General features: G+C 72.9%; 9 protein-coding genes. 7 read left to right on the top strand and 2 right to left on the bottom strand.

Features of this window, described 5'->3' with window-relative positions; genetic code table 11:
- Positions 1-106: 106 nt before the first annotated feature.
- From ACQHII_RS23775 to ACQHII_RS23745, 7 genes are all read left to right on the top strand, one after another.
- Positions 107-1,306 carry an acyl-CoA dehydrogenase family protein gene (locus ACQHII_RS23775; protein ID WP_427921193.1) on the top strand — a complete coding sequence of 400 codons (1,200 nt, stop codon included), beginning with the start codon at positions 107-109 and terminating at the stop codon, positions 1,304-1,306.
- The gene (locus ACQHII_RS23770; protein ID WP_427921192.1) at positions 1,303-2,304 is read left to right on the top strand and encodes a bifunctional MaoC family dehydratase N-terminal/OB-fold nucleic acid binding domain-containing protein; all 1,002 of its coding nucleotides are present in this window, start codon (positions 1,303-1,305) and stop codon (positions 2,302-2,304) included. The genes ACQHII_RS23775 and ACQHII_RS23770 overlap by 4 nt, the downstream gene beginning before the upstream one ends.
- A gap of 1 nt (position 2,305) precedes the next feature.
- Positions 2,306-3,445, top strand: coding sequence for an acyl-CoA dehydrogenase family protein (locus ACQHII_RS23765; protein WP_427921191.1), 1,140 nt, complete (start codon positions 2,306-2,308; stop codon positions 3,443-3,445).
- Between the two features lie 17 nt (positions 3,446-3,462).
- Positions 3,463-3,876 carry a MaoC family dehydratase gene (locus tag ACQHII_RS23760; protein ID WP_427921190.1) on the top strand — a complete coding sequence of 138 codons (414 nt, stop codon included), beginning with the start codon at positions 3,463-3,465 and terminating at the stop codon, positions 3,874-3,876.
- Positions 3,873-5,039, top strand: coding sequence for a lipid-transfer protein (locus ACQHII_RS23755; RefSeq protein ID WP_427921189.1), 1,167 nt, complete (start codon positions 3,873-3,875; stop codon positions 5,037-5,039). Before ACQHII_RS23760 ends, ACQHII_RS23755 begins: the two co-directional genes overlap by 4 nt.
- 491 nt (positions 5,040-5,530) lie before the next feature.
- Positions 5,531-6,232: a SigE family RNA polymerase sigma factor gene (locus tag ACQHII_RS23750; protein ID WP_427921188.1), complete on the top strand. Its 702-nt coding sequence runs from the start codon at positions 5,531-5,533 to the stop codon at positions 6,230-6,232.
- 119 nt (positions 6,233-6,351) lie between these two features.
- On the top strand, positions 6,352-8,007 hold the full coding sequence (locus tag ACQHII_RS23745) for a long-chain fatty acid--CoA ligase (protein ID WP_427921187.1): 1,656 nt from the start codon (positions 6,352-6,354) through the stop codon (positions 8,005-8,007).
- Positions 8,008-8,040: 33 nt separating this feature from the next.
- Here ACQHII_RS23745 and ACQHII_RS23740 read toward each other — a convergent pair whose 3' ends face one another.
- Together ACQHII_RS23740 and ACQHII_RS23735 are read right to left on the bottom strand one after the other, a co-directional pair.
- Positions 8,041-8,637, bottom strand: a complete 597-nt coding sequence (locus tag ACQHII_RS23740; RefSeq protein WP_427921186.1) for an alpha/beta hydrolase — start codon at positions 8,635-8,637, stop codon at positions 8,041-8,043.
- Between the two features lie 38 nt (positions 8,638-8,675).
- The gene (locus ACQHII_RS23735) at positions 8,676-13,133 is read right to left on the bottom strand and encodes a PAS domain-containing protein (RefSeq protein ID WP_427921185.1); all 4,458 of its coding nucleotides are present in this window, start codon (positions 13,131-13,133) and stop codon (positions 8,676-8,678) included.
- Positions 13,134-13,333 lie beyond the last annotated feature (200 nt).

Here is a 13,333-nt window from a genome sequence, read left to right as displayed (position 1 = left end):
GTGGCCGGTCGCCAGGGCGCCTGCGCACGGACGACCTTGACAGTCCACGGCATCTGACGGACAGTCAGAAACCATCGTCCGTACGACGACACGGAGGTCCGGCGTCGTGCACCTCGCCCCCACCCCTCGCCAGCAGCGCCTGCGTGCCGAACTCCGGTCGTACTTCGCGGCGTTGATGCCGGACGGACCACCCCGCGCGGACGACCCCGTCGGGCAGCGGGAGTTGCTGCGCCGGATCGGCGGCGACGGGTGGCTCGGGCTGGGCTGGCCGGTCGAGTACGGCGGTCAGGGGCGCGGCGCGGACGAGCAGTTCGTGTTCTTCGACGAGGCCTACCGGGCGAACGCGCCCGTCTCGATGGTCACCCTGAACACCGTCGGTCCGACGCTCATGAAGTACGGCAGCGAGGAGCAGAAGGCCGCCCTCCTGCCGGGCATTCTGCGCGGGGAGCTCGTCTTCGCGATCGGCTACAGCGAGCCGTCGGCCGGCACGGATCTCGCGTCGCTACGGACACGGGCTGTGCGTGACGAGCGGGGCTGGCTGATCGACGGGCAGAAGATCTTCACCTCCAACGCCCACAACGCCGACTGGATCTGGCTCGCCTGCCGCACCGACCCCGAGGCCCCCAGACACCGCGGCATCTCGATCGTCCTCGTCCCGACCGACGCGCCCGGCTTCTCCTGGACCCCGATCGACACGGTGGGCGGGCAGCGGACGACGGCCACGTACTACGACGGCGTCCGCGTCCCGGCGGCCAACCTGGTCGGCGCGGAGAACGAGGGCTGGTCGCTCATCACCAACCAGCTCAACCACGAACGGGTCGCCCTCGCCGCGACCGGCATGCAGGCCGAGGACTTCTACACGGCCGCGCTGACCGCCGCCCGCACACCCGATCCGGTGACGGGCCGGCGCCGGGCCGACGAGCCGTGGGTGCGGGCGCGGTTGGCCGAGGCGCACGCCCGGCTCGCGGCGACCCGCCTGCTCAACTGGCGGCTGGTCGGTGACGTGGGCGCGGGCCGGCTGGCGCCCGGCGACGCGAGCGGCGTGAAAGTGATGGGAACCGAATCGACGGTCGCGGTGTACCAGATATGTCAGCACGTCGCCGGAGCGGACGGGACAGCAGGAACAGGTGCGGCTACGGGACTGACGGGGCTGGTGCGTTCGGGTTCGCCGGGTGTCCTCGGGGACGGCGAGCTGGAGCGGTTGAACAGGGCGGCGCAGATCAACACGTTCGGGGGCGGGGTGAGCGAGGTGCAGCGGGAGATCGTCGCGACGATGCGGCTCGGGATGACGAGGGGGCGGCGGTGAGCACAGTGACCGACGAGTTGGGGGCGCGGCTCAAGGCGTACGAGGGACGCGCGGCCGCCGTCGCGGGCACCGGCAAGGACCCCGTCAACGAGCCGATGATCCGGCACTGGTGCGAGGCGATGGGCGACACCGATCCGGCGTACGCGGGCCCGGACGCCGTCGCCCCGCCCACCATGCTCCAGGCCTGGACCATGGGCGGCCTCTCCGGGCACTCGGGACGCACGGGGGCCTACGACGAGCTGTTCGACCTGCTCGACGAGGCGGGCTGCACCTCGGTGGTCGCCACCGACTGCGAGCAGGAGTACCTACGGCCCCTGCGGCCGGGCGACGAGATCACCTTCGACGCGGTGATCGAGTCGGTCTCGGACCGCAAGACCACGAAGCTCGGCACGGGGTACTTCGTCACGACGCGCATGGACGTCCGGGTGGGCCAGGACCTCGTCGGCACCCACCGATTCCGCATCCTCAAGTACGCCCCCGCGCGACAGCAGCAGAAGCAGAAGCAGAAGACGAAGGCGAAACAGGAAGAGAAAGGGGCTCGCGCCCGCCGCCCCCGCCCCGTCGTCAACCGCGACAACGCCGGCTTCTGGGAGGGCGTGGAACGGCACCAACTCCTCATCCAGCGCTGCACGAACTGCGGCACGCTGCGCCACCCCTGGCTGCCGGGCTGCAACACCTGCGGCGGCCCGGACTGGGACACCGTCCAGGCGAGCGGCGACGGGACCGTCTACTCGTACGTGGTGATGCACCACCCGCCTTTCCCCGCCTTCACGCAGTCCGATCATGCCGCTGACGCGGCGGGTCCTTACGCCGTCGGTCTGATCGAACTCGCCGAGGGCGTGCGGATCGTGAGCAACGTGGTGGGAGTGCCGTACGACAAGGTGCGCGTCGGGCTGCCGGTACGGCTCGAATTCCGGCGGTACGACGACGATGGGGACGATCCGCTGGTGCTCCCCGTCTTCCGGGTCCAGGAAGACCGAGAGGGCGGGGTGGGCTGACATGGACTTCACGCCGACCGAGGAACAGGCGGCGGCCCGTGACCTGGCCGCCCGGATCTTCGGCGACCTCGCGACACCGGAGCGGCTCACGGCGGCCGGGGCGGGCAGCGACCCCGAGCTGTGGAAGGCGGTGTGCGCTGCCGGACTGGTGGGCGCCGTCGAGGAGTTGGGCCTGCTCGGCCTCGTCCTCCTGCTGGAGGAACAGGGGCGGACGACGGCCCAGGTGCCCTTCGCCCCGACATGCGTGTACGGGCTGCTGGCGGTGGGGGCGCACGGTTCCCCCGAGCAGCGGGGGCGACTGTTGCCGGGCATCGGGGACGGATCGGTGGTGGTGTGCGGGGCGTTTCCGGCGCAGGGGGGTGTACGGGCCGTACGGGCGTCCGGGCGGGGTGAGTTGACCGGCACGGTCCCTGTCGTCCCCTGGCTGCGCGACGCCACGCATGTCCTTGTCGCCGACGAACACGGGGAGTTGTGGCTGACGCCGGTCACGGACGCGACCCGCGTCGAACCGGTCGAGCTGACCGCCCCCTGGTCGGCCGGGAGGCTGACGCTCGACGGCGCGGCGGCGGAGCGGCTCGGCGGCACGGAGGCCCACGCCGACGGCCCGACGTCCGCCCAGGCCGATGTTCGAGTGACGCCCCATGCCGACGGCCCGACCCCCGCCCACGCCGATGTCCGCGTGACGGCCCACGCCGACGTCCTCGCCACCGCCCGTACCGCCTTCGCCGGACTTCAGGCCGGGGTCTGTGCGGGGTCGCTCGCGCGGGCCGTGGGGCATGTCAACGCGCGGGAGCAGTTCGGACGTCCGCTGGCCACCCGGCAGGCGGTCCAACTCCGGGCCGCCGACGCGTACATGGACATCGAGGCGATACGCGTGACGGCGTACGAGGCGGCCTGGCGGCGCGACGCGGGGCTGCCGTACGCCACGCACGCGCTGACCGCGGCCTGGTGGGCGTCCGAGGCGGGCCGGCGGGTCGTCGACACGGGTCAGCATCTGCACGGCGGGGCGGGAGCGGACCTGGACCATCCGGTCCACCGGCACTTCCTCTGGGGGCGCCAGTTGGACGCGTACCTCGGATGCGGGGCCGAAGTACTGCAGGAACTGGGGGAGTTGATCGTCAGTGAGGAGGCGCAGCCATGAGGGCAGGAGGCGCGGCCATGAGGGTGGGTGAGGAGTTGCCCCCGCTCGAGATCGAGATCACCCGCACCCTGATCGTCGCCGGGGCCATCGCCTCCCGCGACTACCAGGACGTGCACCACGACGCGGAGTTGGCGCGGCTGAAGGGTTCCCCCGACATCTTCATGAACATCCTGACGACGAACGGCCTGGTCGGCCGTTACATCACGGACCACTTCGGCCCGGGAGCGACCCTCCGCAAGGTCGCCATACGACTCGGTGCCCCCAACTACCCGGGCGACACGATGGTGTTGACCGGGCGGATCGAGGAGGCGGACGACACCACCGCGACGGTGCGCGTGCTCGGGACGAACGGCATCGGCCGGCACGTCACCGGCACGGTCGTGGTCACGGTCGCCGTCGCCGTACCAGAGACGACGGAGGCCGGGGCATGAGCGCCCGCACCCGCGACACCCTCGGCGGACGGGCCGCGATCGTCGGGATCGGGGCCACGGAGTTCTCCAAGGACTCGGGGCGCAGTGAGTTGCGGCTGGCTGTGGAGGCGGTGCGGGCGGCGCTGGACGACGCGGGGCTGACGCCGGCGGACGTGGACGGGATGGTGACGTTCACGATGGACACCAACCCGGAGATCACGGTCGCCCAGGCCTGCGGGATCGGTGAGCTGTCCTTCTTCTCCCGGGTCCACTACGGCGGCGGCGCGGCCTGTGCGACGGTCCAGCAGGCGGCACTGGCCGTGGCGGAGGGGGTCGCAGAGGTGGTGGTCTGCTACCGGGCCTTCAACGAGCGGTCGGGCCGCAGATTCGGCTCGGGCGTGACACACCGCGAACCGTCGGCGGAGGGCGCCGCGCTCGGCTGGTCGCTGCCGTTCGGGCTGCTCACCCCGGCGTCGTGGGTGGCGATGGCGGCGCAACGGTATCTGCACACGTACGGCCTCACACCCGAGGTGTTCGGGCAGGTGGCGGTCGTGGACCGCAAGTACGCGGCGACGAACCCGGCGGCGTACTTCCACGGCAGACCGATCACCCTCGCCGAGCACGCGGCCTCGCGCTGGATAGTGGAGCCGCTGCGGCTGCTGGACTGCTGCCAGGAGACGGACGGCGCGCAGGCGATCGTCGTCACGTCGGTGGAGCGGGCCCGCGACCTGCCGCGCCCGCCGGCGGTCGTCGCGGCGGCGGCCCAGGGCGCCGGCCGGGCACAGGAGCAGATGACCAGCTTCTACCGCGACGACCTGACCGGCCTCCCGGAGATGAGCGTGGTCGCCCGACAACTGTGGCGCACCTCGGGGCTCGGACCGGACGACATGGACGTGGCGATCCTCTACGACCACTTCACGCCGTTCGTGCTGATGCAGCTGGAGGAGTTCGGGTTCTGCGGAAAGGGCGAGGCGGCGGACTTTGTGGCCGAGGAACAGGTGCCGCTCAACACGCACGGTGGACAGCTCGGGGAGGCGTATCTGCACGGCATGAACGGCATCGCGGAAGGCGTCAGACAGCTGCGCGGCACCGCGGTGAACCGAATACCCGGCGCCGGCCGGGTACTGGTGACAGCAGGTACCGGGGTACCGACATCGGGGCTGATCCTCACGACCGACGCCTGAGCCCGGGCCCATCGGTGACGACCGTCCTCGGCCCGCCGGAGGCGACCGACCCCGGCCCACCGGAGGCCACGCCTCAACCCGCCGGAGGCGACCGTCCTCGGCCCACCGGAGGCGACCGTCCTCGGCCCGCCGGAGGCGACCGACCCCGGCCCACCGGAGGCCACGCCTCAACCCGCCGGAGGCGACCGTCCTCGGCCCGCCGGAGGCCACCGGCCCCAGCCCGCCGGAGGCGACCGTCCCCACCCCACCGGAGACCACCGTCCCCACCCCACCGGAGACACCCGACCCCACCCCACCGGAGACACCCGACCCCGACCCACCGCAGAAGGCCGGGCCCGACCCACCCCCCCAGGGGTAAACCCGCAGTACGTCTCCCCCGCTCGTCCACCTTCAGGAGGTGGAGGCAGCCCCACCACTACAACCTGAGGCGGAGTCTGCTTCGGGACCTGCGGCCGATCCGCCGGAGCGGGGTTCGCTCATAGCGTGGAGCCATGACCACAGCCGTCTGCACCAGCGCTGCGAACGCCGTCGCACGGGCCGCCGAACGGGCCGACGCTCGGACCACGACACGGCCCGGCACCCGCACCGCGGCACGCCCCGCCGTACGTCCGGCCGCCCGTCCCGCGGCGCGGGCTGCGCAGACTCAGCCGACCGCCACCACCACGGCTACCACCACTGTCACCGCCGCCGCCCTCACGTACCCCTCGTTCTCGTCGTACATGAGGGCCAGGCAGCCGGTGCTGCTGCGGACCGCGCGGTCGCTGACCGCGAACCCCTCCGACGCCGAGGACCTGCTGCAGACCGCGCTGACCAAGACGTATGTCGCCTGGGAGCGGATCGAGGACCACCGGGCGCTGGACGGCTATGTGCGCCGGGCGCTGCTGAACACGCGGACCTCGCAGTGGCGCAAGCGCAAGGTCGACGAGTTCGCGTGCGAGGAGCTGCCCGAGCCGGAGCCGGGCTGCGGTGCCGAGGACCCGGCCGAGCAGCAGGCGTTGCACGACGCGATGTGGCGGGCGATCGCGAAGCTGCCGGACAGGCAGCGGGCGATGGTCGTCCTCAGGTATTACGAGGACCTCAGCGAGGTGCAGACGGCCGAGGTGCTCGGGGTCTCCGTGGGTACGGTGAAGTCGGCAGTGTCGCGGGCGCTGGGCAAGCTGCGGGAGGATCCGGAACTGGTCCTGGTCCGGTAGGAGTCAGCCAGGTGTCGGGTGATCGATCACCCGTCCCTAGTGACATACCGTGCGGTATGTGAGCAGAATCAGCGCAACCCTTACTACCGCGTAGGCAATGTCGCCCCCGGGAGGACGCCGTGCTGAGCACGATGCAGGACGTACCGCTGTTGATCTCCAGGATCCTGACCCACGGGTCGACGGTCCACGGAACATCGCAGGTGATCAGCTGGACCGGTGAGGGAGAGCCGGAACGCCGTTCCTTCGCGGAGATCGGAGCCCGTGCGGCCCAGCTCGCGCACGCCCTGCGCGAGGACCTGGGCGTGGCGGACGGCGAGCGCACGGCGACCTTCATGTGGAACAACGCCGTCCATGTCGAGGCCTACTTCGCGATCCCCGCCATGGGCGCGGTGCTGCACACCCTCAACCTCCGTCTTCCGGCCGACCAGTTGGCGTGGATCGTCAACCACGCGGCCGACCGGGTGGTGATCATCAGCGGTTCGCTGATCCCGCTGCTCGCCCCCCTGCTGCCCAAGCTGCCGACGGTCGAGCACATCGTCGTCTCCGGCCCCGGCGACCGCGGCCCGCTGGACGGCACCCACGTACGCGTGCACGAGTACGAGGACCTCATCGCCGGCAGGCCGACCACGTACGACTGGCCCGAGCTGGACGAACGCCAGGCCGCCGCGATGTGCTACACCTCCGGGACCACGGGCGACCCCAAGGGTGTGGTGTTCAGCCACCGTTCGATCTACCTGCACTCCATGCAGGTCAACATGACCCAGTCGATGGGTCTCACGGACGAGGACACCTCACTGGTCGTGGTGCCCCAATTCCACGTGAATGCCTGGGGTTTGCCGCACGCCACCTTCATGACCGGCGTGAACATGCTGATGCCGGACCGCTTCCTCCAGCCCGCCCCGCTCGCCGAGATGATCGAGAGCCAGCGCCCGACGCACGCGGCGGCCGTGCCCACCATCTGGCAGGGCCTGCTCGCCGAACTGACCGCCAAGCCGCGTGATGTCTCCTCCCTCACCCAGGTCACCATCGGCGGCTCGGCCTGCCCGCCCGCCCTCATGACGGCCTTCGACAAGCTGGGCATGCGGGTCTTCCACGCCTGGGGCATGACGGAGACGTCCCCCCTGGGCACGGTCTGCCGCCCGCCGGCCGAGGCGGTCGGCACGGAGCGCGAGTTCGAGTACCGGCTGACCCAGGGCCGTTTCCCGGCCAGCGTCGAGGCCCGCCTCACCGGCCCCGACGGCGAACGGCTGCCCTGGGACGGCGAGTCCGCAGGCGAGCTGGAGGTGCGCGGCCCCTGGGTCGCCGGCGCCTACTACAACGGCCCCGACGCCGAACCCCTGCGCCCCGCCGACAAGTTCAGCGAGGACGGCTGGCTCAAGACCGGCGATGTCGGCACCATCTCCCCCAATGGATTCCTCACCCTCACCGACCGCGCCAAGGACGTCATCAAGTCCGGCGGCGAGTGGATCTCCTCCGTCGACCTGGAGAACGCCCTGATGGCGCACCCGGACGTCACCGAGGCCGCCGTGGTCGCCGTACCGGACGAGAAATGGGGCGAGCGCCCGCTGGCGACCGTAGTCCTGCGGGAGGGCTCCACCGCCGACTTCGAGTCCCTGCGCGCGTTCCTCGCCGACGCGGGGAAGATCGCCAAGTGGCAGCTCCCCGAACGCTGGACGATCGTCGAGTCGGTCCCGAAGACGAGCGTCGGCAAGTTCGACAAGAAGGTCCTGCGCAGGCGCTACGCCGACGGCGACCTGGACGTCACCAAGCTCTGAACCGACGGTCGGCTCGGCCGGTGACCCCACGGGCTACCGGCCGAGCGACCCGACGAAGCGGTCCAGCCGCGAGACGACCTTCCGCAGCACGTCGACCGACCCCTCGGCGTCGCCCGCGAGTTCCAGCGAGTGATCGGCGCCGGGAATCTCCAGCACCTCATGTCCGACGGAACCGGCGGCCCCCGAGTCCCACAGCTTGTCGCCACCGCCGCCGACGAGAAGGGTCGGCGCCTGGGCCCGCCGGAGGCCGCGTACCACTTGGTCGATCGTCAGAACAGGCGTGAGCCAGGCCCCCGCGATGCCCCGCTCGGCCACGACCCCGCACCCGAGGGACCCCAGCGACTTCCCGACGACCAGCCGACAGGCCCCCGCCTCGGCGTCGACGGCCCGCGCGACCTCCGCCTCCACCCACGCGATCCGCTCCTCCACGCCGAACCGCGAGAAGTCGTCAGGAATCCGCCACCACAACTCCTGCACCGTCCAGCCGTGTTGGAGGAGCACGGCACGAGCGAAGTGCAGCAGCGGCATGGCGGGTGTGTACCCGACACCGGGCACGACGACCGCGACCCGGTCGGGCGCACCGTCGTGGCGAGTGGGGACAGCGAAGGGACCGGGCGCGGGCGTGGGCATGCCCGCAGGCTACTTGCCCAACTCGCCCGCCCGATCGGCTAGTTGGTGCCGATCCGGGCCAGCAGGTCCACGATCCTCGACTGGACCTCCGTGCTCGTCGACCGTTCGGCGAGGAAGAGGACGGTCTCGCCCGACGCCAGCCGGGGCAGGTCGGCCTGGTCCACCGCGGCCGTGTAGACGACGAGCGGGGTGCGGTTGAGCTGCCCGTTCGCGCGCAGCCAGTCGACGATCCCGGCCCGCCGCTTGTGCACCTGGAGCAGGTCCATGACCACCAGGTTGGGCCGCAACTGCCCCGCCAGCGTCACCGCGTCCGCGTCGCTCGCGGCCCGCGCCACCTGCATCCCGCGCCGCTCCAGCGTCGCCGTCAGCGCCAGCGCGATCTCCGCGTGCTCCTCGATCAGCAGCACCCGCGGCGGATGCTGCTCACTGTCCCGGGGCGCGAGCGCCTTCAGCAGGACGGCGGGATCGGCACCGTAGGCCGCCTCGCGCGTCGCCTGCCCGAGCCCCGCCGTGACGAGCACGGGCACCTCGGCCGCGACCGCCGCCTGCCGCAGCGACTGGAGTGCCGTCCGCGTGATCGGCCCGGTCAGCGGGTCCACGAACAGCGCCGCCGGGAAGGCCGCGATCTGCGCGTCGACCTCCTCGCGCGAGTGCACGATGACGGGCCGGTACCCGCGGTCGCTCAGCGCCTGCGTGGTCGTCACGTCCGGCGCCGGCCAGACCAGCAGCCGGCGCGGGTTGTCGAGCGGCTCGGGAGGCAGTTCGTCGTCGAGCGGCTGCGGTCTCGGCGTGTCCGCGATCTCCACGGCCCCGCCCGGCCCGTCCAGCGGCTCGGGCCCCTCGGCCGCGTTCTCGTCCGGTGCTCCTATGGCGTACGACCGTCCGGCGCCCTCGGTGATCGGCGCGAGCCGCGACTGCCCGGCCAGGGAGGGCTGCGCCTGCTCACCCTGGGGGTGCGGACGCGCCGACCCGGCGGTACCGGCATCGGGCCGTGTCCCCAGCTTCCGCCGCCGCCCGCCGCCGGCCGGCGCGTGCGGCGGCGGCGTCGCGGTCGGCTGCTGCACCTGCGCCGCCTGCCGCGTGAACGGCACCCCCTGCCCCAACGTCCGCACACTGATCGCCCGCCCCTGGGTGGAGTTGGGGTCGACACCCCCGACCGAGGCCCCGGCCGGCGCCGGCACGGCGGCCTCGGCGGGCAACGGCTGAGCGACCCGCGCCTGCGGGGCGACGGGAGCGGCAGCGGCGGGTGCCGGCGCGTTCGGGTTCGGCTGCGGGTTCGGGGCTACGGCCGGGTCGGCGCCGTTCGCCGGTACGACGGGGGTGCCAGGGGCGGGCGTGACGCCCGGCGCCTGCTGAGCGGCGGGAAGCGCCTGCTGCGGTACGGCCGTTGCGGGCGCACCGGGGTGGGCCTGAGCCGCGCCGGCCTGACCGGGGATGCCGTGCGGGGAGACCGGCTGCCCCTGGGCACCGGGAATGCCCTGCGGCGGAATCGGCTGACCCGGGACCCCCTGCCCGGGGATTCCCTGAGCCGAGACGGGCTGCCCGGGGATTCCCTGAGCCGAGACGGGCTGCCCGGGCATTCCCTGAGGCGCGACCGGGTGCCCGGGGACTCCTTGAGGCGCGACCGGCTGGCCGGGCCCGCCCTGCGGCAACGCCGCCTGTGCCGGGATGCCTTGCCCGGGGGCCGCCTCCGCCGGAAGCGGCAGCGGCTGTGCTCCGGGGGCCTGCCCCTGCCCGGGGAGGCTCTGCGCGGGCGCGAGTTGCATGGCGGCACCCGGCTGGCCGGGCTGACCGGGCACCGGCTGACCGCCGACGGGCGGTCCACCGACCGGCTGCACCACACCCTGCTGCTGCCCCGGTACGGCCTGCCCCGCCGGTTCCTGTCCTTGTCCTTGCGCCTGTGCCGGTACGCCCACGGCAACACCCGGCCCCTGCTGAACCGCCTGCTGCACCGGAGCGCCGACCTGCTGCCCCTGCCCCGCCGTACCCTGCGCCGGAACCACCGCGCCCGCCGCCTGCACCGGCACGCCCTCCGCGGGCTGCTGCGGCTGGGCCACGGCCCGGCGGCGCCGCCCGGTGGGCGCGCTCGCGGGATGCGGCTGCGGCGGAGTGTGGTCCTCGGACTGGTCGTGCGGAACGGCGTCGTGCCGTCCTTCGTCACCGGCAACCTGCCCGGGCGCGACCGGAATCCCGGGCGCCTGCCCATCCGTCTCGGGCGTCCGGTCCGCCTCGGCCGGCGGCAGCGCGAACACCGTACGGGCGCCCGCCTCCTGCGCGGCGGCCCGCTCGGCCGCAGCGGCGAGAGCGCGCCGCCGACGCCCGGTCGGCTGCCCGTCCTCGCCACTGGACTCGTCGGCCGCACCCGCGGCGGGCAACGCGGCCGGCAACGCCTGCCGCTCCCCACCCGCGGGCACGGGCACGCCCTGCGGCGGCACCGTCCCGCCCAGCCCGGTCCCCGAGGCCGCCGTCCCGGCCGCGTGCTCCGCCGCTGTCATCACGGCACCCTCGGACACACCCTCCGCGTCCCCGTCACCGGCGCCGCCCTCGGCCGCCCGCCCGCGCCGGCGCCCCGTACCGCTGGAAGCCCCGTCGCCGCCCGCCTCCGCGGCCGCCGCCGACTCCTCGCCCGCACGCCTCCTGCGCCGCCCGGTCGGCACCGCGCCCTCACCACCGGAGCCACCGGAACCGTCGGACCCGCCGTCCGGCACCTCGCTCTCCAGGAACGCGTCCACCGAGGACCGCCGGGCCCGCCGCCGCCCGCCGTTGCCGTTCGTGGCCTGCTCGGGTACGGCGAGTTCGGCACCGCCGGTCGCGGCCGGCACCGCCACGGCCCCCGCCCCGCCCCCGATCGGCACCTCCAGCACATACGCGCTGCCGCTCATCCCCGGCACGTCGTGCGTCTGGAGCACCCCGCCGTGCGCCCGCACGATCCCGCGCACGATCGGCTCGTGCACCGGGTCTCCCCCGGCGTAGGGTCCGCGCACCTCGATCCGTACGACCTCACCGCGCTGCGCCGCCGCCACGACGACCGTATTGTCCATGTAACCGCCCGCCGAAGCGGGCGAGTTGCCGGTCGCGTCGACGCCGGCGACGTCCGCGACGAGGTGGGCGAGCGCGGTCGCGAGCAGCGCGGGGTCGACCTCGGCCTCGATGGGCGGCGCGTGCACGGCGAACTGCACACGACCGGGACCGATCAGCTCCACGGCCCCGTCGACACCGGCCGCGACCACGGCGTCCAGCATGACCTTCGTCCGCGCGATCTCCTCGGCCCCGGTCTCCAGCCGCTGATAGCCGAGCACGTTGTCGATGAGCTGGGTGATGCGCGAGTAGCCGGCCGACAGATGATGGAGGACCTGGTTGGCCTCGGGCCACAGCTGTCCGGCGTCGTCGGCGGCCAACGCGGCCAGTTCCCGGCGCAGTTCGTCGAGGGGGCCGCGCAGCGAACGCCCGAGCAGCGTGAGCAGTTGCTCGTGCCGTGCGGCCAGCTCCTCGTAACGGTCCTTCTCGCGCTCCCCGAGGGCGGCGTACCGCTCCTCGTTCGCCGCGAGCTCCTCCTCGTGCTGCTCCTGGAGCTCCTCGGTCTCGGTGATGTGCTTCTGGCGCAGGGAGGTCAGCTCGGAGGCGTGCTCCTCGTCGATCCGCTCCAGCTCGTCCCGGTGCAGCTTGTCGGCGGCCTCCTTCTCCTCGGCGAGCGAGTCGTAGGGCCGCCGGTCGGTGAAGGTCATCACGGCGCCGACGAGCTGGTCGCCGTCGCGCACGGGCGCGGTGGTCAGGTCGACGGAGACGCGGTCCCCGTTCTTGGCGAACAGCACCTGCCCGCGCACCCGGTGCTTGCGCCCGGACCGCAGGGTGTCGGCGAGCGGCGACTCGGCGTACGGGAACGGTGAGCCGTCCGCCCGCGAGTGCAGCACGAGCGTGTGCAGCTCCTTGCCGCCGAGATCGCTGGCGCGGTACCCGAGGATCTGCGCGGCGGCCGGATTGACCAGCACGACCCGCCCGTCCGTGTCCGTTCCTACGACACCCTCGGCGGCGGCGCGCAGGATCATCTCGGTCTGCCGCTGCGAACGGGCCAGCTCGGCCTCGGTGTCGACGGTTCCGGAGAGGTCGCGGACGACGAGCATCAGCAGCTCGTCGGCGGTGTAGCCGTAGCCGTCGTAGGCCTGCTGGCCGTCCTCGAGGTTGGCGCTGGTCACTTCGACCGGGAACTCGGACCCGTCCGTCCGCCGCGCGATCATCCGGGTGGGCTTGGTCCGGCCGCGCGGGTCCATCGAGTCGGGGCGCCGCATGGAACCGGGGATGAGCCGGGAGTCGAACTCCGGCAGCAGGTCCAGCAGTCCGCGTCCGACGAGCGCGGTGCCGGGCGCCTCGAAGGCTTCCAGCGCGATGGTGTTCGCGTTGACGACCGTCCCGTTGGCGTTGACCAGCACCAACGCGTCCGGGAGCGCGTCGAGTATGGCTGCGAGGCGAGCAGCGCCTCGGGATGGCCTGCTGCTCACGAGACGCTTCCTCCCTGTTACCGCACCTTGCCGACCGCGGAGGCCATCTTGCCAACCGGCCCGCGACGTGTCACGCGAGGGAGTCTAAGGGCACTCCTTGTGCTCGCGGAGTGAGATGAGAGGGAGGTCGCACGGTGAAGTGACGCAGAACGTGTGACCGAACGTCGTCGGCCCCCTACGGATGGACATCCACCGGTGGC

Origin of the sequence: Streptomyces sp. cg40 (genome assembly GCF_050320165.1) — a bacterium.
Taxonomy (GTDB): Bacteria; Actinomycetota; Actinomycetes; order Streptomycetales; family Streptomycetaceae; genus Streptomyces; species Streptomyces hokutonensis.
The sequence above is the reverse complement of the archived record's forward strand: the minus strand, read 5'-3'. Positions and strand labels throughout refer to the sequence as shown.

Coding starts and splice junctions, on each gene's coding strand:
- ACQHII_RS23765 (WP_427921191.1), top strand. CDS start 2,306: ATGGACTTCACGCCGACCGAGGAACAGGCGGCGGCCCGTGACCTGGCC.
- ACQHII_RS23760 (WP_427921190.1), top strand. CDS start 3,463: ATGAGGGTGGGTGAGGAGTTGCCCCCGCTCGAGATCGAGATCACCCGC.
- ACQHII_RS23755 (WP_427921189.1), top strand. CDS start 3,873: ATGAGCGCCCGCACCCGCGACACCCTCGGCGGACGGGCCGCGATCGTC.
- ACQHII_RS23750 (WP_427921188.1), top strand. CDS start 5,531: ATGACCACAGCCGTCTGCACCAGCGCTGCGAACGCCGTCGCACGGGCC.
- ACQHII_RS23740 (WP_427921186.1), bottom strand. CDS start 8,637: ATGCCCACGCCCGCGCCCGGTCCCTTCGCTGTCCCCACTCGCCACGAC.